The organism is Vibrio sp. V19_P1S1T109, from assembly GCF_002241375.1.
Lineage (GTDB): Bacteria > Pseudomonadota > Gammaproteobacteria > Enterobacterales > Vibrionaceae > Vibrio > Vibrio anguillarum.
In genome coordinates this window covers 1-19,960 of the sequence record NZ_NDIM01000128.1, presented here as the reverse complement: position 1 = coordinate 19,960, position 19,960 = coordinate 1, and the positions used below count along the sequence as shown (strand labels likewise).

At 45.1% G+C, this 19,960-nt stretch carries 19 protein-coding genes and 2 pseudogenes; 10 read left to right on the top strand and 11 right to left on the bottom strand.

The features are described 5' to 3' along the window. Together B9J87_RS06035 and B9J87_RS06030 are read left to right on the top strand one after the other, a co-directional pair. Positions 1-606: pseudogene (locus B9J87_RS06035) on the top strand (hypothetical protein); the annotation flags it as partial. Positions 607-617: 11 nt separating this feature from the next. Next, on the top strand, positions 618-1,493 hold the full coding sequence (locus B9J87_RS06030) for an S-4TM family putative pore-forming effector (RefSeq protein ID WP_001904796.1): 876 nt from the start codon (positions 618-620) through the stop codon (positions 1,491-1,493). 259 nt (positions 1,494-1,752) lie between these two features. Here B9J87_RS06030 and B9J87_RS06025 read toward each other — a convergent pair whose 3' ends face one another. From B9J87_RS06025 to B9J87_RS06000, 6 genes are all read right to left on the bottom strand, one after another. Beyond that, positions 1,753-2,463, bottom strand: coding sequence for an ArsR/SmtB family transcription factor (locus tag B9J87_RS06025; RefSeq protein WP_232472874.1), 711 nt, complete (start codon positions 2,461-2,463; stop codon positions 1,753-1,755). A gap of 2 nt (positions 2,464-2,465) precedes the next feature. Continuing rightward, positions 2,466-2,849 (bottom strand): amino acid-binding protein, encoded by a 384-nt coding sequence (locus tag B9J87_RS06020; protein WP_088733541.1) that lies wholly within the window; start codon positions 2,847-2,849, stop codon positions 2,466-2,468. 15 nt (positions 2,850-2,864) lie between these two features. Next, a complete protein-coding gene (locus tag B9J87_RS06015) occupies positions 2,865-3,167 on the bottom strand; it encodes an antibiotic biosynthesis monooxygenase family protein (RefSeq protein WP_088733540.1) in 303 nt (100 codons plus the stop codon). Positions 3,168-3,616: 449 nt separating this feature from the next. Next, entirely contained in the window at positions 3,617-4,480 is an 864-nt protein-coding gene (locus tag B9J87_RS06010) for a DMT family transporter (protein WP_094149758.1), read from the bottom strand. A gap of 159 nt (positions 4,481-4,639) precedes the next feature. After that, a complete protein-coding gene (locus B9J87_RS06005) occupies positions 4,640-5,248 on the bottom strand; it encodes a bifunctional 4-hydroxy-2-oxoglutarate aldolase/2-dehydro-3-deoxy-phosphogluconate aldolase (protein WP_019282198.1) in 609 nt (202 codons plus the stop codon). 26 nt (positions 5,249-5,274) lie between these two features. Beyond that, on the bottom strand, positions 5,275-6,651 hold the full coding sequence (locus B9J87_RS06000) for a GntP family permease (RefSeq protein WP_029388227.1): 1,377 nt from the start codon (positions 6,649-6,651) through the stop codon (positions 5,275-5,277). Positions 6,652-6,811: 160 nt separating this feature from the next. Here B9J87_RS06000 and B9J87_RS05995 point away from each other — a divergent pair, with 160 nt between their 5' ends. Then, the gene (locus B9J87_RS05995; RefSeq protein ID WP_013856467.1) at positions 6,812-7,345 is read left to right on the top strand and encodes a gluconokinase; all 534 of its coding nucleotides are present in this window, start codon (positions 6,812-6,814) and stop codon (positions 7,343-7,345) included. After that, the gene (gene edd, locus B9J87_RS05990) at positions 7,342-9,153 is read left to right on the top strand and encodes a phosphogluconate dehydratase (protein ID WP_094149756.1); all 1,812 of its coding nucleotides are present in this window, start codon (positions 7,342-7,344) and stop codon (positions 9,151-9,153) included. The genes B9J87_RS05995 and edd overlap by 4 nt, the downstream gene beginning before the upstream one ends. Positions 9,154-9,223: 70 nt before the next feature. Here the strand turns inward: edd and B9J87_RS05985 are convergent, their stop codons facing one another. Continuing rightward, entirely contained in the window at positions 9,224-10,231 is a 1,008-nt protein-coding gene (locus B9J87_RS05985) for a substrate-binding domain-containing protein (protein ID WP_026027817.1), read from the bottom strand. 321 nt (positions 10,232-10,552) lie between these two features. On the opposite strand from B9J87_RS05985, the gene B9J87_RS05980 reads away from it, so the two are divergent. Next, entirely contained in the window at positions 10,553-11,041 is a 489-nt protein-coding gene (locus B9J87_RS05980) for a hypothetical protein (protein WP_010319103.1), read from the top strand. A 69-nt stretch (positions 11,042-11,110) separates the two neighbouring features. Here B9J87_RS05980 and B9J87_RS05975 read toward each other — a convergent pair whose 3' ends face one another. Then, the gene (locus B9J87_RS05975; protein ID WP_094145483.1) at positions 11,111-11,677 is read right to left on the bottom strand and encodes a phosphoribosyl-AMP cyclohydrolase; all 567 of its coding nucleotides are present in this window, start codon (positions 11,675-11,677) and stop codon (positions 11,111-11,113) included. 176 nt (positions 11,678-11,853) lie between these two features. Here B9J87_RS05975 and B9J87_RS05970 point away from each other — a divergent pair, with 176 nt between their 5' ends. The 3 genes from B9J87_RS05970 to B9J87_RS05960 all read left to right on the top strand — a co-directional run bounded on the left by B9J87_RS05970 (position 11,854) and on the right by B9J87_RS05960 (position 16,092). After that, complete coding sequence (locus B9J87_RS05970) at positions 11,854-13,449, top strand: sensor histidine kinase (protein ID WP_094149754.1); 1,596 nt, start codon at positions 11,854-11,856, stop codon at positions 13,447-13,449. Continuing rightward, positions 13,446-14,147, top strand: a complete 702-nt coding sequence (locus B9J87_RS05965) for a response regulator transcription factor (RefSeq protein ID WP_094143215.1) — start codon at positions 13,446-13,448, stop codon at positions 14,145-14,147. Before B9J87_RS05970 ends, B9J87_RS05965 begins: the two co-directional genes overlap by 4 nt. 286 nt (positions 14,148-14,433) lie before the next feature. After that, positions 14,434-16,092, top strand: a complete 1,659-nt coding sequence (locus B9J87_RS05960; RefSeq protein ID WP_064625634.1) for a putative transporter — start codon at positions 14,434-14,436, stop codon at positions 16,090-16,092. A gap of 107 nt (positions 16,093-16,199) precedes the next feature. Here the strand turns inward: B9J87_RS05960 and B9J87_RS05955 are convergent, their stop codons facing one another. Beyond that, positions 16,200-16,784: a LysE family translocator gene (locus B9J87_RS05955; RefSeq protein ID WP_094149752.1), complete on the bottom strand. Its 585-nt coding sequence runs from the start codon at positions 16,782-16,784 to the stop codon at positions 16,200-16,202. 105 nt (positions 16,785-16,889) lie between these two features. Here B9J87_RS05955 and B9J87_RS05950 point away from each other — a divergent pair, with 105 nt between their 5' ends. Next, positions 16,890-17,333 (top strand): Lrp/AsnC family transcriptional regulator, encoded by a 444-nt coding sequence (locus tag B9J87_RS05950; RefSeq protein ID WP_017050939.1) that lies wholly within the window; start codon positions 16,890-16,892, stop codon positions 17,331-17,333. Positions 17,334-17,491: 158 nt separating this feature from the next. Further along, positions 17,492-19,129: a phosphoethanolamine transferase gene (locus B9J87_RS05945; RefSeq protein WP_094149750.1), complete on the top strand. Its 1,638-nt coding sequence runs from the start codon at positions 17,492-17,494 to the stop codon at positions 19,127-19,129. A gap of 29 nt (positions 19,130-19,158) precedes the next feature. On the opposite strand, the pseudogene B9J87_RS05940 reads toward B9J87_RS05945, so the two are convergent. Together B9J87_RS05940 and B9J87_RS05935 are read right to left on the bottom strand one after the other, a co-directional pair. Continuing rightward, positions 19,159-19,608, bottom strand: a pseudogene (locus B9J87_RS05940) (sensor histidine kinase); the annotation flags it as partial. A 7-nt stretch (positions 19,609-19,615) separates the two neighbouring features. Then, positions 19,616-19,960, bottom strand: a 345-nt coding sequence (locus B9J87_RS05935; RefSeq protein WP_141201546.1) for a transposase, incomplete at its 5' end; no start/stop codon positions are given.

Sequence of the window (19,960 nt, the reverse complement as noted above, 5' to 3'; positions counted from 1 at the left end):
TCTTTAGATAGTATTGGTCAATATAAAAATACACCTCACAGGAATGGTGAAGCCGCGACTTTACAAGCTGCTGCTTACGATTGGAACTTTGATATCGTGCCTTGCTTCTTTACAGCGGCAGATGCAAACGGTAAAGACTACTACTTAATTCCGGATGGAAGTGGTAATTGGAAAAAAACTGACCCTAGGGAAGATAAAAACCGTTCTGCTCGGATTAATCAGTCTCATAGAGGACAAATATTACAGCTAATCCGAATAATAAAATACTGGAATAAACGACAAACGATGGCGACTATGGGCTCTTACCTTTTAGAGAATATGGTTCTCGATTACTTTGAAAACAATAAACCTTCTGAGGAATATATTGAGTTTTCAATACGTGCAATTTTTGACTACATTGCAAATGCTGTCTATTTCCCTGTAAATGACCCCAAAGGTATTCAAGGAAACTTAAACAATCTTGACTTCGACAAAATGAAGTCGATCAGCGAGAGAGCTAAACTTGACTCTTTAAGGCTACATAATGCTGATCAATATGAGTTTTCTAATCCGGATAAAGCAATCAACGAACTAAAAGCCATTTTTGGCTCTGACTTTGTTGGGTAGGTTGACCAAAAGTGAATTTAATTAATCAGAGACAAAACGAACGCTCCTCAATCGAGTTACTTGCTGCGCAAAGGAACGTGTACTCTTCTGCAAAATGGCTATTAGGTATTTATGCAACTCTGGCTATACCATTTTTAATCGGCCTAAATACATTAGGAAAGCATTATGCATTAGAGATGTTGAAGCTAGATTTGACTAACTGGATAGCTATTTTTGCTTTAACGTTGACGTTGTTTGATGTGCTATGGCTAAAAAGCAAAGTGGTCCAATTGCAGGAGAAAGCCGCAACGATCCAAGAGCAATTTGATCGATATGTTTATAATTTGCATTGGGACCCGATTATTGTAGGTGCTAAGGTGTCCAGTCATGACATTAGTAAACAAGCTAGTAGCTATTCAAAATCTCATGATATTAACAGACTGTCTAACTGGTACTCAGTTGAGGTTTCCAACCATCATGAGAGAAAAGGAATACTCTTATGCCAAAGTGAGAATTTGGGATGGGATATAGAACTTAGAACTTCTTATATTTTTTACGTTAGCTTATTTATAATTGCATACATCTTTGCAATCCTTGGTACTGCTCTTCACAAAGAGGCATCATTAACCGAGTTTATAATGTCCTACATTATTCCAAGCATGCCTTTGTTAACCTATTTCAGAGGTGTCTACATAGAGCAGCGTCGAGCTATTGATGCAAAGAAAGCGTTGAGTGAAAGTTTGGACAATGCATTATCCCAACCACGAGTATCGAAAAAAACAATAGAAAGCATCCAGTTTCAGATATATACAAATAGAAAGTCGAACCCTCTGATATTTGATTGGTTTAATCACCTCAAATCAAAAAAACTACAAGAACTAGTAACTAGAGTTACTCAAGGACGATAAAATGAATAGCCACCGACTTGATAGACATGCTTCAGTTAGACTCTGGGCTGCCCAACCTCACCTTATCCGAAACTGACAGTTTAGAGCGCAAACTCTAGCAAATTTCTGCCCCATTCCTTGTTTCGACCGATTTAACGCAGATATCACCAAAGCCTCATTTGACTTATTTTTTCTAATCTAACTGCGTGACCAAACTCAGTGTGCCATTACAACATGCGCTAATGAGTAACCATTTATATGCTATGCTCTCTAAGAACACCTATACATCAATGTCAAAACGCCCATGAAATTCTTTTTTACCTTTATTAGTAATAACAACTTCGCGATATCCGGGGACTCTTTCTATCCAGTTATTATCTTCAAAAAAACTAAGTAGCGCTGCTCCTAAGTGACCACCAACGTGGAACTTTCTTTCGCTCCAATCTAAGCATGGACAACATTTTTTCCTTCTAGTTTTCTCATCGATATTGATACCTAGCTCTAAAAATTTTTCTTGTCCTTGCTTAGTGATACCTTTGCCATCACTGTCAATCCATTTGTTTTTTAATAGTGAATCATACAGTTGAACAGCTATTTCGCCTGCTAAATGGTCATAACAGGTTCTTGCTTGGAGAAGTTCTTGAGGCACTTTGGAACGAGAGGGACGATTTACTTGGAAAGTAATTCCCATCATTTTTTCGAGTAATACAGCGACGTTCTTACTATAGAGGCGAAAATATCTGTGTCGCCCTTGGGATAAACATATAACAAGATTGGCTTTCAGCAGGCGGGATAGGTGAGAACTAGTAGTTGATGGTGCAACCTCTGCTACAACGCTTAATTCGGTTGCAGTCCAAGCTTTTCCATCCATCAACGCACATAGGATTTTCATCCTAGAGGCGTCCGACATGGCAGCCGCTAAGGCTGCCATGTCGGTTTCCTGACTAAAGTCTATTATTGATGTTGCTGAAGAGATATTTTCTTTGCTCAAGTTTATACAGCCCAGTCAATTGTTGCTTTTTCGGCCAATGTATAGTTATCGGTTAGAAGTATCAATCGATTATCATGATCACTGTACTGAACAATAATGTTAACACCTTTATCTCCTAACGCCTTAGATATCGCACCAAGCTCACCAGGTTGTTCTTGTTTGAGTTTTCGTATAAGTGGAGAAGTGATCCCTTTTACTTCAAATCCATTCTCAGTAAGGATATCCCTCGCTCTTTCTCCATCTTCGACTAGGAAATGGGCATGGCTTTTATTTTCATGAGCAAAAACTCCACCGCCTTCTAGTCCAATTCCATTCTTTCCAAGGACTTCACCAAATCGGGCTAATTCTCCAGGACTATTTTTTAAAATTATATGTATATCATGCATTTTACTATCTCTATGTTATTGTGAACAATATTCTCGTGTTGAGGTTAGGACGTTGATTTTGTAAAAAGAAAAAATAGTAGATTTTCCTTCGTCTTGAGCAAGCTTGTGATGCACATTTTTCTTCCAATGCTTGATGGCTTCTTCATCTTTCCACCAAGATAGAGATATAAATTTGTCTGGGTTTGTTGTGCTTTGAAAACGCTCGATTGATATAAAACCATCGATATCACTGAGAAGTGGCTTTAATTGTTCCGCCAACTGGAAGTATCTGTCTCTCTTTTCCGAAACAGCCATTGCCTCAAATAATACAGCAATCATTTCTTTACCTATCTATGTCACCTAATTGTTGTAGGTACTATAGCTAATGGGAAAAATGATACTTCGTTGATGACCGAAATATGGTTGTTATATGCTTGATGTTGAGGTTAGAAGGAATTACCCAGTTTTTCATATCTGAGCTAATTAGTAGTTCACTAGATTAAGTTGTAGCTCTAAGAAGCTTATGTCCAATTATGTTCTAGAGCGGAAGCTGACAACTGTTCTGTTCCTCCCCCTTTCAGGGGGAGGTTAGGAGGGGGTTAAGGAGCGTCAGCAACAAAACCTCCCCTTCAAGAAGAGGGAATCAGTTTGTCCAAAAACGATAATCAAACGTGATGGCCCTACGCTATCAACGTGCGTAATGTCTGTTTTCTTCCTTAAAAGGCAAAGAAACTCAATGCGTCTTAGAGCTCTCTAGCAACTTAATTTCGCTTCACGCTTTGGCTCTTTCAACGATGACGAAAATGGCCCATTCGATAGAAGAGAAGCGAACAGAGCAGCAAGCCGCAGCCGAAAATCTTATTCGCTGGCATCGATTCATCATAAATCAGCACGCTCAGAACCAGTGTCCAGATTGGCTCAAGCAGCATTAATATCGCCGCATTGGTGGGGTTGGCGTGCTTTTGACCTATGGTTTGCATCAAATACCGCAAACTGGTGGCGAGTAATACGCTCAGAGCAAGCCACTTCCACGTCATCAAACTTATTTGATCTGGCCATGACTCAAACAGTAAAGAGAGTAATACCCCAAGGCAGCCGCCAACAAACAGTTGTAATGTAGTGAGCAACATCGGCGGCAGATTAGCCGAAAAACGACTGTTAAAGTTAAAATGCAATGCCAGGCTAAAGGCCGCAGCAATAAACCACAACTGACTGGTCGCGACGACCCATTCCCCATTCCACGACAGTAAAAAAAGCCCAATCAGTGCAATGGGTAGCGACAACCAAAATGCGCGCGCCGGTTTAGCGCCAAACAGCGGCCATGCTAATAACGGAACAAACAGCATAGAGAGGCTCATGATGAATGCGCCCTCGCCTAGCGTATCGCTAATGGAAATCGCGTGGATCCAGCAAAAAATCGAGCCACCTAGCAACACGCCCACACTCATTGATTTTAAACAATCGTGCAGTGAGGCTTGGCGCAGCGCTTTAAGACAAAATGGCAGTAGGCACAGCGACGCTAAAAGAAAGCGCACACCAATAAAGCCAAAAGGCGGTAAGCCTTGAATGGCTTGTTTGGAAAACACCCAGCCCGCAGCAGCCAATAAGGTCGTGATAACTAAAATTAATTCTGCGCGTCGGTTTGCGTACATAGCTTAGCTTATCGTGAAATGAGTAGGAGAACGATTGTAACGAGATTTTTGATCGCGCGTTACTCTCGATTACTTTTATCGTTAATGGTCGGAGGTGCGCAGGGAATAAAAAGACGGCCTACCGAAGCAAGCCGTTGTTCTTAAAGAAAATAGAAAGGGTTATAGCGCTTTAACCAATTCCGCAATTCCCTGCCAATCACCTTTATCCATTAGATCTGTCGGTACCATCCACGTACCGCCACACGCCACTACGGATTTAATCGACAAATAATCTTGAACGTTACTTGGGCTAACGCCACCTGTTGGCATGAAATTAACCGGATAAACCGCCGTCAATGCTTTGAGCATTGCCACGCCACCTGAAGGCTCTGCTGGGAAGAATTTCAATGTGCGCAAACCCATTTCCATCGCTTGCTCAACCAAACTTGGGTTGTTGACGCCCGGAACAATTGTCACATGACGCTGTTGGCAATATCTCACCGTGGTTGGGTTAAAACCGGGGCTGACTACAAAATCCACGCCCGCCTCAATGGCTTGATCTACTTGCGCCGTGGTCAGTACTGTCCCTGCGCCAATCAGCATCTCTGGGTAGGCGGCACGCATCAAACGAATCGATTCTGCAGCCGCTTCTGTTCTAAAGGTCACTTCCGCGCATGGCAACCCATTTTCAACCAATACTTTGGCCAAAGGGACCGCTTGGCTAGCATCATTAATCGCAATCACAGGGACGATTTTGATTTCTTTCAATCGTTGTTCAAGAGTTTTCATTTCATAACCTTATAGTAAAACGCTTTTTATAATAAGAAGCTTAGGACAGCGACAATCACAAACGCGATGCTACCAAGCAGTGTTTCCATCACAGTCCAAGTTTTGAGTGTGGTTTTCTCATCCATTTCCATCAAGCGAGAAACCAGCCAGAAGCCTGAGTCATTAAAGTGAGATAGTACCGTTGCACCACCAGCAATCGCAATCACGATAAAACATAAATCCAACTCACTCAAACCCGTGGTTTGTGCCACAATTGGCGCAATCAAAGCGGCGGTGGTGGTTAGTGCCACGGTGGCAGAGCCTTGCGCCACACGTAAGCAAGTTGCGATAACAAACGCCGCGACTATGATAGGCATGCCTGTATCGGATAACACGTCAGCCAATGCTTGGCCAATGCCACTGGCGCGCAACACACCACCAAACATGCCGCCCGCACCTGTCACAAGAATTACCGCACAGATAGGCGCTAACGAGTCACTGCACAGTTTTTCCAGCTTGCTCATTCCAAAATCTTTGGCAAACACCAGTAAACAAGTTAGCAGAGTCAGCAACAGGGCCACCGGGGTTTTACCCAACATGCGTAAGAATTCAACCAATGGCGCTTTGCCGTCAATCACACCTGCTACCGCAAGGGTATTAAGACCTGTATCCATAAAGATGAGCAGCACAGGCATCACTAAAATCGCTAATACCGTGGCAAATTTTGGCAATTTATTTTCATCAATAATTTGCTCGGTATTAAAAAACGCTTTAGAGAGTGGAATATCAAATTTCTTACCCGCATACAGGCCAAAGAGGTAAGCGCCAAAATACCAAGTAGGAATCGCGACCAAGATACCAACAATCAGCAGCAGACCAAGATCAGCGCCTAAAAGATCTGAAGCCGCAACTGGCCCAGGATGAGGCGGCACAAAGGCATGCATCACGGCAAAAGCACCAGCTGAAGGTAGCGCGTATTTCAATGGTGAGCCACCAAAGCGCTTCGCTACACTAAAGATGATCGGCATCATCACGATCAATCCCGCATCAAAGAAGATGGGAAAACCAAACAGTAATGAAGCAATACCCAGTGCAAACGGCGCTTTTTCTTCACCAAAGCGGCCTATCAAGGTATCGGCCAGCACTTTAGCACCGCCCGTCACTTCTAAAATTTTGCCAATCATCGCACCTAAACCGACCAGCAAAGCAACGGACGCTAGGGTTCCACCAAAACCAGACATCATGGTTGGGACCACTTTTTCCGCCGCAACGCCGGTGGCAATTGCAGTGCCGAGGCTGACTAAGGTTAATGAAGCGAAGGCGTGTATCTTCAACTTCATGATTAAAATCAGTAGTGCTGCAATCGCACATCCCGCGATTGCTAATAGGTAAGCAGGGTTACTGCTTTGAGTCATCAATTCCATGTTCTTCACCTTATATCACGTATTGTTTTGTTTGTGTTTCAGTTCACAAATCTCTAAGTTACGGGTAACATGTTACCGATAACATGGATAAGATAAAGTCATATTTCCAAGTGAATTTAAAAAATGAGATCCAGCTCAGAATACCACTCAAGGAGTCCGTATGACTGGTAGTAGCATTATTGTAATGGGCGTATGCGCCTGCGGAAAAAGCACTGTAGGCGCGAAACTGGCCCAAAAATTAGGGGCGAAATTCATCGACGGTGACGACCTTCATCCAAAAGCCAATATTCTCAAAATGGCAGGCGGAGAGCCGCTAAATGATGACGATCGCAAACCTTGGTTAGAGCGCATCCGTGACGCGGCTTTTAGCTTAGAGAGTAAAAATGAGCACGGCGTGATTGTTTGCTCTGCGTTGAAAAAAACCTACCGCGATCAAATCCGTGACGGTAACCAAAATGTGACCTTTCTCTTTCTCGATGGCAGTTTTGATTTAATCATGAAGCGCATGCAAGCGCGTAAAGGCCACTTTATGAAAGCGAACATGGTGGAAAGCCAGTTCAATACGCTAGAGCGCCCCGACAACGAAGTGAAAGTCGCTATCGTTGATATCGATACGGATATTGATGAGGTTGTAGAGCGCGCCCTAGTGGCATTGCGCGAGCTCACTTTAGATGGTCAAAAGGTGTCAGCATGAGTACAACCTTAAACCCAACCATCACAGCCGTCACCGAACGAATTATTCAGCGCAGCCGTACTTTGCGTGATGAGTTTCTTAACCGCGCCAAGGCACAACAGCACAGTGGCAAGGGTAAAGCGTCACTCTCTTGTGGTAATTTGGCTCATGCCGTCGCCGCCTCTTGCTCTCAAGAAAAAGCGCACATTCTCGATTTAACGCGTTCTAACTTAGCCATTATCACAGCATACAACGACATGCTTAGCGCGCACCAAGTGTATAAAGATTACCCTGAGCAGATCAAAAAAGTGCTCGCCCCATTTGGCCACACGGCTCAAGTTGCTGGCGGCGTTCCGGCGATGTGTGATGGCGTAACGCAAGGCCAAGCGGGCATGGATATGTCGTTGTTCTCACGCGATTTGATTGCACAAGCCACGGCATTTTCACTCAGCCACAATATGTTTGATGGCACATTACTGCTCGGTATTTGCGATAAAATTGCGCCCGGGCAACTGATGGGCGCGCTGGCGTTTGCGCACCTACCAACGGCTTTTATTCCCGCAGGGCCAATGTCCACTGGCATTACTAATGATGAGAAAGTCGATGTTCGCCAAAAACACGCAGCGGGTTTGGTTGATGATAGCGCGCTGCTGAATATGGAGTGCGCTTCATACCACTCCCCAGGCACTTGCACTTTCTACGGCACTGCCAATACCAACCAATTAGTGTTTGAGGCGATGGGTTTAATGCTGGCAGGGTCAGCGTTTGTCGCTCCCTTTTCCCCATTGCGCCTTGCATTGACGCAACATGCCGCAATCCGCCTTGCCGCCATGAGCGATGGTACGGCGCATTTCCGTCCACTTTATGAGGTGGTGACCGAAAAAAGCGTAGTCAATGGCCTAGTGGCTTTGCTCGCCTCTGGTGGCAGTTCAAACCATACCATTCATTTACTGGCTGTTGCTCGCGCGGCGGGTATTGTGCTGACTTGGCAAGATATCAGTGATCTGTCTGACGTCGTTCCTCTTGTGGTGAATGTTTACCCCAATGGTTCGGCGGATATCAATGAATTTGAGCTCGCAGGCGGCGTACCCATGTTGATGACGCGTCTGCATCAAGCGCAGTTACTTCACAGCGACGTAAAACCCGTGTTTGGTGAATTTGCAGATCAACTAAAATCACCACAATTAGTGGGCCATACGTTAGAATGGCAAGCCTGTACTCAAACTAAAAACCCCAAGGTAATCGCCCTGCCTGATAAGGTATTTCAGCGCTCTGGTGGCATTAAAGTGTTATCGGGTAACCTTGGGCAAGCAGTGATCAAAGTCTCTGCCGTGGCTGAGCAACATCGCATTGTTGAAGCGCCCGCCAAAGTGTTCGCTTGCCAACATCAGGTTGAGCAGGCGTATCAACGCGGCGAGCTCAATCAAGATTGCGTGGTTGTAGTCCGCTTCAATGGGCCAGCAGCCAATGGCATGCCTGAGCTGCATAAGTTAATGCCGATTTTGGGCAACTTACAAAAAGCAGGCTATCAGGTTGCGTTAGTGACCGATGGTCGTTTGTCCGGCGCTTCTGGCAAAATTCCTGCGGCTATTCACGTCTCACCGGAAGCATTAAGAGGCGGCGCAATTGCGCTTATTGAAGAGGGAGATAGGATCCGCGTCGATGCGGTGACAGGCCGATTAGAGAACTTAACGCCAACCGAAGGCCGCGATATCGCCACTTGTGATACTGAACTCACACAGCAAACTTGGGGGCGCGATCTGTTTAAAGTGTGCCGAAATAATGTCTCTGCCGCCAATCAAGGGGCTTCATTCCTCTACCCTAATTGATACAACATGAGCTTGATGTAGCCATTGAAGTGATAAACTCAACCACTTCAATGGCTGAATAACAAGCTGACTACAGGCTCTCGCCATCGGTGACACTAAAGCCTAAGTCGAACACTTTCTGCTCAATCACTTCACCAGCCAGTGCGGACAATAATAGCTCAGCGCTTTTCTTGCCAATCTCAAACCGAGGCGTTTCTACGCTGGTTAGCTTTGGTGAAATCGCTTGACCTATATCGAGCGCGTTATACCCCACGATTGCAATATCTTGAGGGATCTTCAGCCCTCGATGTGCACACTTCATCATGGCACCAATTGCAATGTCATCATTAGTACAGAAGATGCCGTTGATCTCTGGCCTCTCTTCTAGGGCTTGTTCGAGTAAATCACCGCCGAGAGTAAAACTTGAATGCTCTTGAGTTAGGATATGAACTGCGGTTAAGCCTGCATCTTGCATTGCACGATCATAGCCATTCATCCGCAACTGCGTTCGAGTATCAAGACGCGCACCGAGATAGGCAATATGCTGTTTGCCACTGTCGATCATCTGCGTCACCACATGATACGAGGCCTGTTCGTGATCCAACCCCACCGCCATATTGATCGGCTTGTCTGGCAGCTCCATCGTTTCAACCACTGGCACACCCGCCGCTTTTAGCATTTGGATGGTACGTTCGGAGTGGTGCGTTTCGGTCAAAATAAGACCATCGACTTGATACGACAGCAACGAGGCAATTTTCTCCTCTTCTTCTTGCACGTTATAACCAAAGTGGGCAATAAGTGTATCGTAACCTCTTGCTTTGGTTACCGACTCAATCCCTTGAACTAAATTGGCAAACACTTGGTTTGACAAGGAAGGCAGAAGAATACCAATCGCCTTACTTGACGATTTCGACAACATCGCCGGGGCGCGATTTTGTATATAACCTAACTCTTCAATCACTGCGGCAATTTTTTCTTGGGTTGCCAATGCGACCGAATTGGGGTCGCGTAGAAAACGGGAAACGGTCATTTTCGTCACCCCCACGCGGTCTGCGATATCTTGCAGGGTAGGCCTAGTTTTACGTTGCATACTGCTCATTTTTATTCTGTTTTCCAACTGAATGTTACCGTAACATTAAACCTCATGACGACTGTGCATTTCAATCTTTATATCACCTCACTAAGCTCATACACACAGAGGCAATGGCGTAATTTGTGTGACCAACTCGCACAATTATCAACAAACTCATTAATAATCCCTAAAATGGACTTGCTTTCTTGCCTCCTCACCCCAAAAAGAGAGTAATGTGAGGCAGAAGCTCTCCTTTTCATGGATCTTTGATTCATCGCAAGGCGCTTTTCCCCCTGCCAGATTAATTAATAGCTTCTGATTTTGAAGCTGCATTCTAAGGAAATAATAATGTCTGATACACCCACTACCGTTGAATATACCGTTGAAACCCTAAAGCCTGTTGTTGAATCTTCCGGTTCTATTTGGGGTTATGTGGCGGGCGGTGTCGTGCTTGCAGTCGTTCTTGGTTACTTTGCTTTTAAAAAGCTCAACAAACCGGCCTTTGTCATTAAGCAAATGCGTAAACGTAACCGCAAAGAGATGAAAAAACATGGTGTGGAAAGTGCCGAGGCGATGGTCGATCTCGATCTTCTACTCGATGCAGTACAAGAGTACGCCACCCAACAAGCGATGAGTGGCACAACCATGGTGCAACTGTTAGCACCATTAAATGACGCCAATAAAATGAAATCCGCAGGAGATTTCTATCATTCAATGGCCTACATTGCCAAAAGCATCAATAACCCAACGCTGGCTAAAACATTACAGAACAAATCAAAACAGGTTCGTTCAAGCTCGCCACTGATGGCTGGCCTACTCAAGCGTGCTGGCGTTTAACTGGCACAACAGAAAGGTCTGCGATGTGGGTGTATTACCATCACCCACATCTAAAAGTTTTCCCCTCAATTAAGGTTGAAAAGGCAGTGATGAATGGTGCAGAACAATTCGCAGTTGGCCCTGTTCATCTTTCTTAAATGCCCAGCTTTTATCCACCACGGTTTTCTTTCCTTTATTGTCGATGAGCTTAACGTGCCCCATGGTTAAGGCCACATCGCCGTTGATGTAGACTGCTGCGTTATCAAAGCTATACTCCTTCCAACCTTTTAGTGCAAAGCCAGAATCTTGTGGGTATTGCTTATCACTGCCGACAAAATACGATAGTGCTCCGTCCGCTTCTGTACGAAAGGTTTGCTCCCCACTGGCAAGCGTAGGTTTGAAAAGCACCGCACCTTGTTGATAGCCATACGCTTGGTCTAATACTTGCTTTGCCAACTTCTTCGCTTCAGCATGACCTTTTTGCTCATAAGTCTGGCTTATCTTGATTAACGCTTCTCCCCAAGCTTGCTGGGCATCAAGCACCTCTTGATGGCTAATATTGTTATTAACCAATAAGTCAGAAGCCTGAGCGGACAGCGGTAACAACCCGCAGAGTAATAATGCTGAAATAGAAATTCTTTTATGTGTACGTTGCATGATGAAGACCTTATCTAATTATCTAGTTGATGGGAGTAATGTGGTTGATGGGAGTAATTTACAGCCTCTCGATGAACCTAAAGCATGCGCTTAGATTAACTTCAGATGAATATTCTTTACCCAATACCAACGGATCGCTTACTCTGCTCATCTATTGAATTTATGCGGCGATCATTATGTTTCGTTATCAATTATCTCTCGTACTGGCTCTGTTACTCACCCTAATCTTAGCCCAAGCTGGCACCGCTTTATGGTCAAATAACGTCGCTAATGAGCACATTCAGCGCGGACAGATCTCCAATCAAATCTTGCAAAGCTTTATGCAGTTGAGCACGGAAAAACAGCAGTTGAAAATTTGGCTTGCCGAGTATTTATTGACGAAAGATGGCAGCACGCTCAAACGAGACATGCGCTTTTCAAAGATTGAAGATTTGCTCAGCGAGCTCTATTTGCTAACCGAGCAAGCACAACAACACGGCATCACCAACCAAGACTTTGCCGAGATCACTCAGCAAATCAAAGTCATTTCTCTCTTTGAAACTAACTTTGGACGGTTAAAAACAGCGCTTCGATCCTGGGAAATCGCAAAAATCACAGACAATAATGATCGCTGGCTTTTACTCAGTGACACCTTTGATAAGGTGGATAACACCGACCTACGCCAGCTGCTGAATCAAGCTATTTCTCTACAGAAACAACGTACTGCACGCTATGAAGCGGCAGCGATGAAATCATTATCTGATGTAGAAAATGTCATTGTAACTTTATCATCACTGGGGGTAGTCTTTGGCTTGCTACTCGGAGGCTGGTTACTGCGCACCTTATCCAAACCGTTAGCGGAGCTGGTAAAAAGCACTTCAGCTTTAGAACAAGGCCATCTTAACCATCGAGTATCGGTCAGCGGGCCAAGTGAGCTCAGAACCCTAGCGCAGCATTTTAATTACATGGCACAAAGCCTTGAAAATGCGCAGCAAAAAGAGATCGCTTCGCGTCAACTCATTGAGCGAGAAGTTACTGCTCGCACCCAAGAACTCGCCAATGCACTCGAAACATTGGAGCAAGCTAAACGCCAGCAGAAAGAGTTTTTTGCGAACGTCAGCCATGAATTGCGTACTCCCGCAACGGCCATTTTAGGAGAAGCGCAAATTACCCTTCGCAGTCGTCAAAATAGTGATGAAGAGTATCGACAAACGCTACAGCGTATCAATGAATCGGCAACCCACCTTTCCTATCGGATCGACGATTTATTGTTGCTGATCCGTCAAGATGAAAAGCTGTTCCAACCGGCTCTTAGCCCCATAACCTTAGAGAGTCTATGGCAGTCGGTGACGAGACAAGCCACCCTTTTAACTCACGCGCATCAAGTGCAACTTGAATGTCTTCACCCACAACAGGCAAACTGGCAAGCTCGGATCTTTCATACTGATTTAGATAAGCTACTGATGACCGTGCGAATTATCGTCGATAATGCATTGCGCTATGATCCACATCACCAGCCTATTACGCTCACTCTGCTAGTTGAGCCCCAGCAATTTCATCTTCAATTGCAAGATCACGGTATTGGCATTGACCAAGAGGACCTCGCACAGATTTTCCAACGCTATTTTCGGTCCGAAAACGGCAAACGCTATCGCCCTGATGGCTTGGGGATTGGTTTAACGCTGGCTTATAACATTGTGCAACAGCAACGCGGAACCATCGCATTCCAAAGCCAATTGGCTCAAGGCACAACCGTTACACTTACCTTTGAACTGGAAGAGGAAGAATCATGAGAATTCTTTTAATTGAAGATGATGCCAGAATTGCCAACTTTATTGAGCGAGGGCTCAAAGCAGAAGGTCACCACATTCAGCGACTAAATGATGGGCAATACGCACTTGAAACACTCATAAGCGGCGAGCCCGATCTTTTAATTTTAGATCGAATGCTTCCGCACACCGATGGATTAACTCTTTGTCAGCAAATACGTGAAGCCGGTATTGATGTGCGCATTTTGATGCTTTCTGCACTGGGCGAAGTTGAAGAACGGGTTCGGGGCCTACGCATTGGTGCGGATGATTATCTGGCAAAACCTTTTCATTTTGAAGAGTTACTGGCTCGCCTAGATGCGCTGCAACGTCGACATTCTGACTCTGCGCCAATGCCCACTCTGCACATTGCAGACTTAACGCTCTGCTTATCAACCATGACCGTAACACGGGCAGGGCAAGCCATTGAGTTAACCGCCAAAGAACTCTCAATATTAGAGCTATTGATGCATAAACCTGGTCATATTTTTAGCCGAGAACGGATTCTTGCTAATGTTTGGGGCCTCCATCAAGATCCCCTAACCAACGTAGTCGATGTGTATATGCGTCGTCTACGCAAAAAAATTGATGACCCTTTCTCATCAGCACTGATTAAAACTAAACGCGGTATGGGCTATTTTCTCGATAAAAATAGTGGTGAGCAACGCACAGGAAATGGATAAATTTAACTCTTATCTAACAATTAGTTATCTGAGAAATTTAATATTCGTTCCGGTGCACAAATTTGCATACCTATAGTTAACATTTGTAGTTCATTACAGTATTACTGGTCATAAGTTCAGGGCAACCACAAAACGACATCGAGAGTTCATTTCACTAGGTGACTTCTCAATGCCGTATTTGAACCCTCCAGCTGTAGACATAACCACTAACCGAGTTCTTACGCCTACCCCTGCCGTTCATTAAGCTTGCCCACCAGCCGTTTTTAAATTGTTCAGGAGACTCATCATGAGTGACATTGCACTTTCTATCAGCATTCTCTCGCTGGTAGCTGTGCTGGGTTTGTGGATAGGGAATTGGCGCGTCTACGGTGTTGGTTTAGGGATCGGCGGGGTGCTGTTTGGCGGCATTCTCGTCGGTCACTTTACAGGAATGTGGGGTGTGGTTCTTGACTACAATACGTTGCATTTTATTCAAGAGTTCGGCCTTATCCTATTTGTGTACACCATTGGTATACAAGTCGGACCCGGTTTTTTCTCTTCACTTCGAAGCTCAGGACTAAAACTCAACGCCTTTGCCGCACTGATTGTGTTGCTGGGCTGTGTGGTGACGGTCGCGCTTTACTATCTGTTTGATGTGCCTTTACCTGTTATTCTTGGTGTATTCTCCGGTGCAGTCACCAATACGCCATCATTAGGCGCAGGGCAACAAATCCTGACTGAGTTAGGTGGCCAAGAGAACATGCTTGACCTGACGGGTATGGGCTATGCGATTGCTTACCCCTTTGGCATATGCGGTATTTTGCTTACCATGTGGCTGCTCAGAATTGCCTTTCGTGTCAATGTTGACGCCGAAGCCGAAGAGTTTGAGATCCACAACGGCCACAAAAAAGAGAGCTTGCACACCATTAACGTTGCGATTAAAAACCCCAACTTAAATGGCCTGCTCTTAAAAGACATTCCCGCGCTCAGTGATGGCGATATTGTGTGCTCGCGCCTCAAACGTGGTGAACACCTTTCCGTGCCCAAACCCGATTCACGAGTTGAAGTGAATGATTTGCTTCATCTGGTCGGCGATAAAAAAGCGTTAGAAAAAGCACGCTTGGTGATTGGCGAAGAGGTCGATGCATCACTTTCGACACGCGGCACTGAGCTGCGAGTACAGCGCTTAGTCGTCACCAACGAGATTGTGCTTGGTAAAAAGCTGCGCGATCTGGATTTAAAAGAGAAATACGACGTCGTCGTTTCGCGTTTAAACCGTGCCGGGGTTGAGCTTATCCCAACCAGCCAATCTACCTTACAGTTTGGCGACATTCTCAATTTAGTCGGGCGTCAAGAAGCGATTGAAGCGGTCAGTGGCATGGTCGGCAACGCGCACCAAAAATTACAGCATGTGCAGATGCTACCAGTCTTCGTTGGGATTGGACTTGGGGTATTACTCGGATCTATTCCGTTTTATCTACCGGGATTCCCTGCCGCCATTAAGCTCGGCTTAGCTGGAGGACCGCTGATTGTCGCACTGGTTTTGGCGCGTATCGGCAGCATTGGCAAAATGTATTGGTTTATGCCACCCAGCGCGAACCTTGCTCTACGAGAAATTGGTATTGTGCTGTTTTTAGCCGTAGTCGGGTTAAAATCTGGGGGTAATTTTGTTGAAACCTTAGTGCAAGGCGATGGCGTCAGTTGGATGGGTTACGGCATGTTGATCACGGGTATTCCATTGATCACTGTCGGAATACTGGCTCGTGTTTTAGGCCATATTAACTATCTCACTATCTGTGGCATGCTGGCAGGCTCGATGACCGATCCACCTGCTCTTGCTTTTGCGAATGCGCTGCACGAAAGCAGTGGCGCTTCTGCGTTGGCATACGCCACTGTCTATCCGTTAGTAATGTGCCTACGCATACTCTCACCGCAAATATTGGCGTTAATTTTATGGGCAATATAGCGAACGATTAATATCAGGCAAGCTAGATAAACAAAGTGGGTCGCTCAGTACCCACTTTCTTTTGCTGCGTTGATAATGCTCCCACACAGCAACGTCTCACCAAATCTCTACAACATAGGAACAACGGACAGTAGCAGCAACGCGCCCATCGCGCCGTTAAACCAGCGGACATAACTTGGATGATTCATCCAGTGGCTCAACTGTTTACCCGCCGCAGTCCAAACACTGACCGACGGAATGTTCACCAAAGCAAACACCAATGAAATCAGTATTAACTGCGCCCAACTCGCACTTTGGTTAAATACACTCACCGCAGTCAGAGCCATCGACCAACCTTTGGGGTTGACCCATTGAAACAGTACAGCCGAAACAAATGACATCGGTTGATACTGCTTCTCTCCCTGCGAAGGGTTACTCAGCGCAATTTTTATCGCCAAATAGACCAAATAAATGGTGCAGGCAATTTGCAAACCTTGTTGCAACATAGGATAACGATGGAATAAACCCGTTAACCCAACGCCAACCAATAGCACCATAATGCTAAAACCAAACGTTACACCAAGCATGTGCGGAATAGTGCGCATAAAGCCCACATTCGCACCGGATGTCATCAGCATGATGTTGTTTGGACCCGGTGAAAAGGTCGAAACAAAAGCAAAAGCCACCAGTGGCCACCATTGTGTGTAATCCATCGTCTTTCTCTATTTAATAATGATGAACAAATAATAATGGTATCGGCTGGCAATATTGTGCTTATATTGGTCAATACCACCAATATTGAGCAATAAAAATAAGCCATGGACAGATTTGACGAGAGAATATTGCAAGAGCTACAACTTGATGGCCGAGTCTCGAATGTCGAGCTAGCCGAACGCATCGGCTTATCGCCCTCCGCCACGTTGCGCCGCGTGCAGGATCTCGAGCGTAAGCAGATCATTAAAGGCTATCGAGCGGTCTTAAATAAAACCCAACTTGATGTCGGGTTTGTCGCTTATGTGGCAATTGGCTTAAACAGCCACACGAAAAAAGCGCAGCTTAGTTTCGAAGAACATGTGCGCTACGCCAAGGAGGTGGTCGAATGCCACAACATTACCGGGATGAACGAATATTTGCTGCGCGTCGAAACCAAAGATCTCAGCGCCTATAAACGTTTTCACGCCGATGTGCTTGGTGAGTGCTTAACGGTGAAATCGATCACCACCATGGTGGTCATGGACTCTCCTAAAGACGAACGGCAATAGTATTTACGCCATCACTTTTAGCATTCGACAAGGTGCGCAAGGTACTAAGATAAGTAACCACCACAAACTCATCTCATTCTAACGATTGAATTTCTTAAGCCTTTATTAAGAAAAGATCTTTATAAGTTCCATAACGTCTTCTCATCACACGGTATGTTATGGAACCCACAATGAAAAATCCTCGCTTCTCATACGCAAGTATTACCTTGTTGCTTGCTCTCTATTTCAGCTTGGTACTCAACATCCCTATTTATGCCAAATTAGCACAGATTTTTTCGGCTGCTGAGCAGTTCAATTGGGGGTTTGCGTTCTCAATACCGATTTTTTTCTTTTTGGCGCTGAACGTTATTTTCCAACTGTTTTCGTGGCCTTATTTTCTAAAACCTTTTTTTGCGGTCTTACTCATCCTTTCTGCTGTGGTGAGTTATGCGAGTTACAATTACGGCACGATTGTCGACCGAGACATGTTGCTCAATGTCGTTGAAACCAATAGCAGTGAGGCAGGCTCTTATGTCAGTCTCTATTCCATTGTCTGGATCTCAGCGTTGGGCATCCTCCCTGCTGCTCTATTACTGCTTTCGCCACTTAAAGTAGAAAAATCCATTTCCCGCTTTTTAGGCTATAAAGCGCTATCAATATTGCTCTCTTTACTCGGCATCGTCATTATTGCGGCGCTGTATTATCAGAACTATTCGTCGGTTGGACGCAACAATAGTTACCTCAAGAAAATGATCATCCCCACTCACTTTGTCTATAGCGCTTATGGTCTTGTGAAAGATCGTTATTTTACCGAGCCCGTGGTGTATCAAATTATCGGCGCTGATGCGCAGCAGCAACCGAAAATTACCCATAGCCGTGATGCAGAAAAACCAACCTTAGTCTTATTTGTGCTAGGAGAAACGGCTCGCGCACAAAATTACCAATACTACGGCTACACACGTGATACCAATGCTTATACCGCGCCTTATCAGCCTATATTTTTCAGTGATGTCGCCTCTTGTGGTACTGCGACAGCGGTCTCTGTACCTTGTTTATTTTCCAATATGGATCGTCATAATTTTGATCGAACCAAAGCGGATAACCAAGACAATGTCCTCGATATCTTGCAGCGCGCAGGCGTCGACCTCTTATGGAAAGAGAATGATGGAGGCGATAAAGGCGTCGCGAAAAATATTCCGCAGAAAGAGCTGGATAAAACTGCGCGAGAAGGCCGATGTGACGGCAGCACTTGTTATGACGTCACAATGCTAGACAACTTAGATGAAGAAATTGCCAACCAAACTGGTAACCGAATGATTTTCATGCACATTATTGGAAGTCACGGGCCAACCTACTTTAAGCGCTATCCTAAAGACATGGCGCAATATCAACCTGATTGCCCAAGAGCGGATATTGAAAATTGCAGCGTTGAGCAGATAGTGAATACTTACGACAACACTATTCGTTACACAGATTTTGTTTTGGCGCAGCTGATTGAAAAGCTAAAGTCACTGCAAGCGCAATACAACACCGCATTGATTTATGTCTCCGACCATGGGGAATCGCTGGGAGAAAATGGACTGTTCTTACATGGTATGCCGTACAGCCTAGCACCCGATTATCAAACTCAAGTACCGCTTTTAGTCTGGTTATCTGACGAATTTGCCCGAACGAAAGGCGTGAATCAAACCTGTTTACGTCAAACAGCCACTCAGCCCTATGCTCAAAGTAATCTCTTTCACTCTTTACTTGGCATTATGGATGTATCAACCAATGCATACGAGAAAGCGCAAGATATTTTTGCGCCATGCCGCTAAAGAGTATGGATAAAAACAGAAGAGGCCCGTTAGCTTAGATAAAAACAAACCCTGAAGATGTTGCTGTCGTTGTGTCTAGGCAGCAACTCGACGGTGGCATTATGCAGCGCGGCGATATCACGGCAAATCGACATTCCAAGCCCTGCCCCATCGCCTTTTTCACTGTTAGCTCGATAAAAGTTATCAAATATTTTTTCTCGGGCTTCGTTCGTGATGTTGGGGCCGCTATCAGTCACATTCACTTGAATAAACTGATCATCGCCATGCAACGTAATATCAATGTGGCTGTGTACGCCAGAATAGCGCATCGCATTATCGATTAAGTTTTTAAACAACACGCCGAGTAATAGCTCGTCGCCTTGAACCGACAAACTCTGCCCTTCAAAGCTCAATTGTTGGTCGTGCTTTAACGCTAACGGCGCAAGATCTGCGATAACTTGCTTAATAGAGACTGAGAGATCGACCGTTTGTGATGACAATTCCGGTTCATCCGGAAAATCGATACTTCGCCTCATGACTGGCTTTGATTTTTAACTCAAAAAATTCCCAATCACGATACCCATAGGCGACTTTGTTCAGCGTCTTTATTCGGTTGTTCACACCCTCTACTCGACCACTACTCATCCTTTTATCATAAAATGCCAATATCCCATCCTTATGCTTCCTCAGGGTCTTAGTAAACTTCTCTAGCATCACAATGCCTGAGTGGTTCGCTTCATCTATCCAGCTTTCTAGCCATCTCTCACCCTCTATCTTTGATGGCTGCGACCACAGCATTCTTAACTTCTCTTTTAAATAATAAACCACCGCTAAGGGCTGATTGGCTGCGAG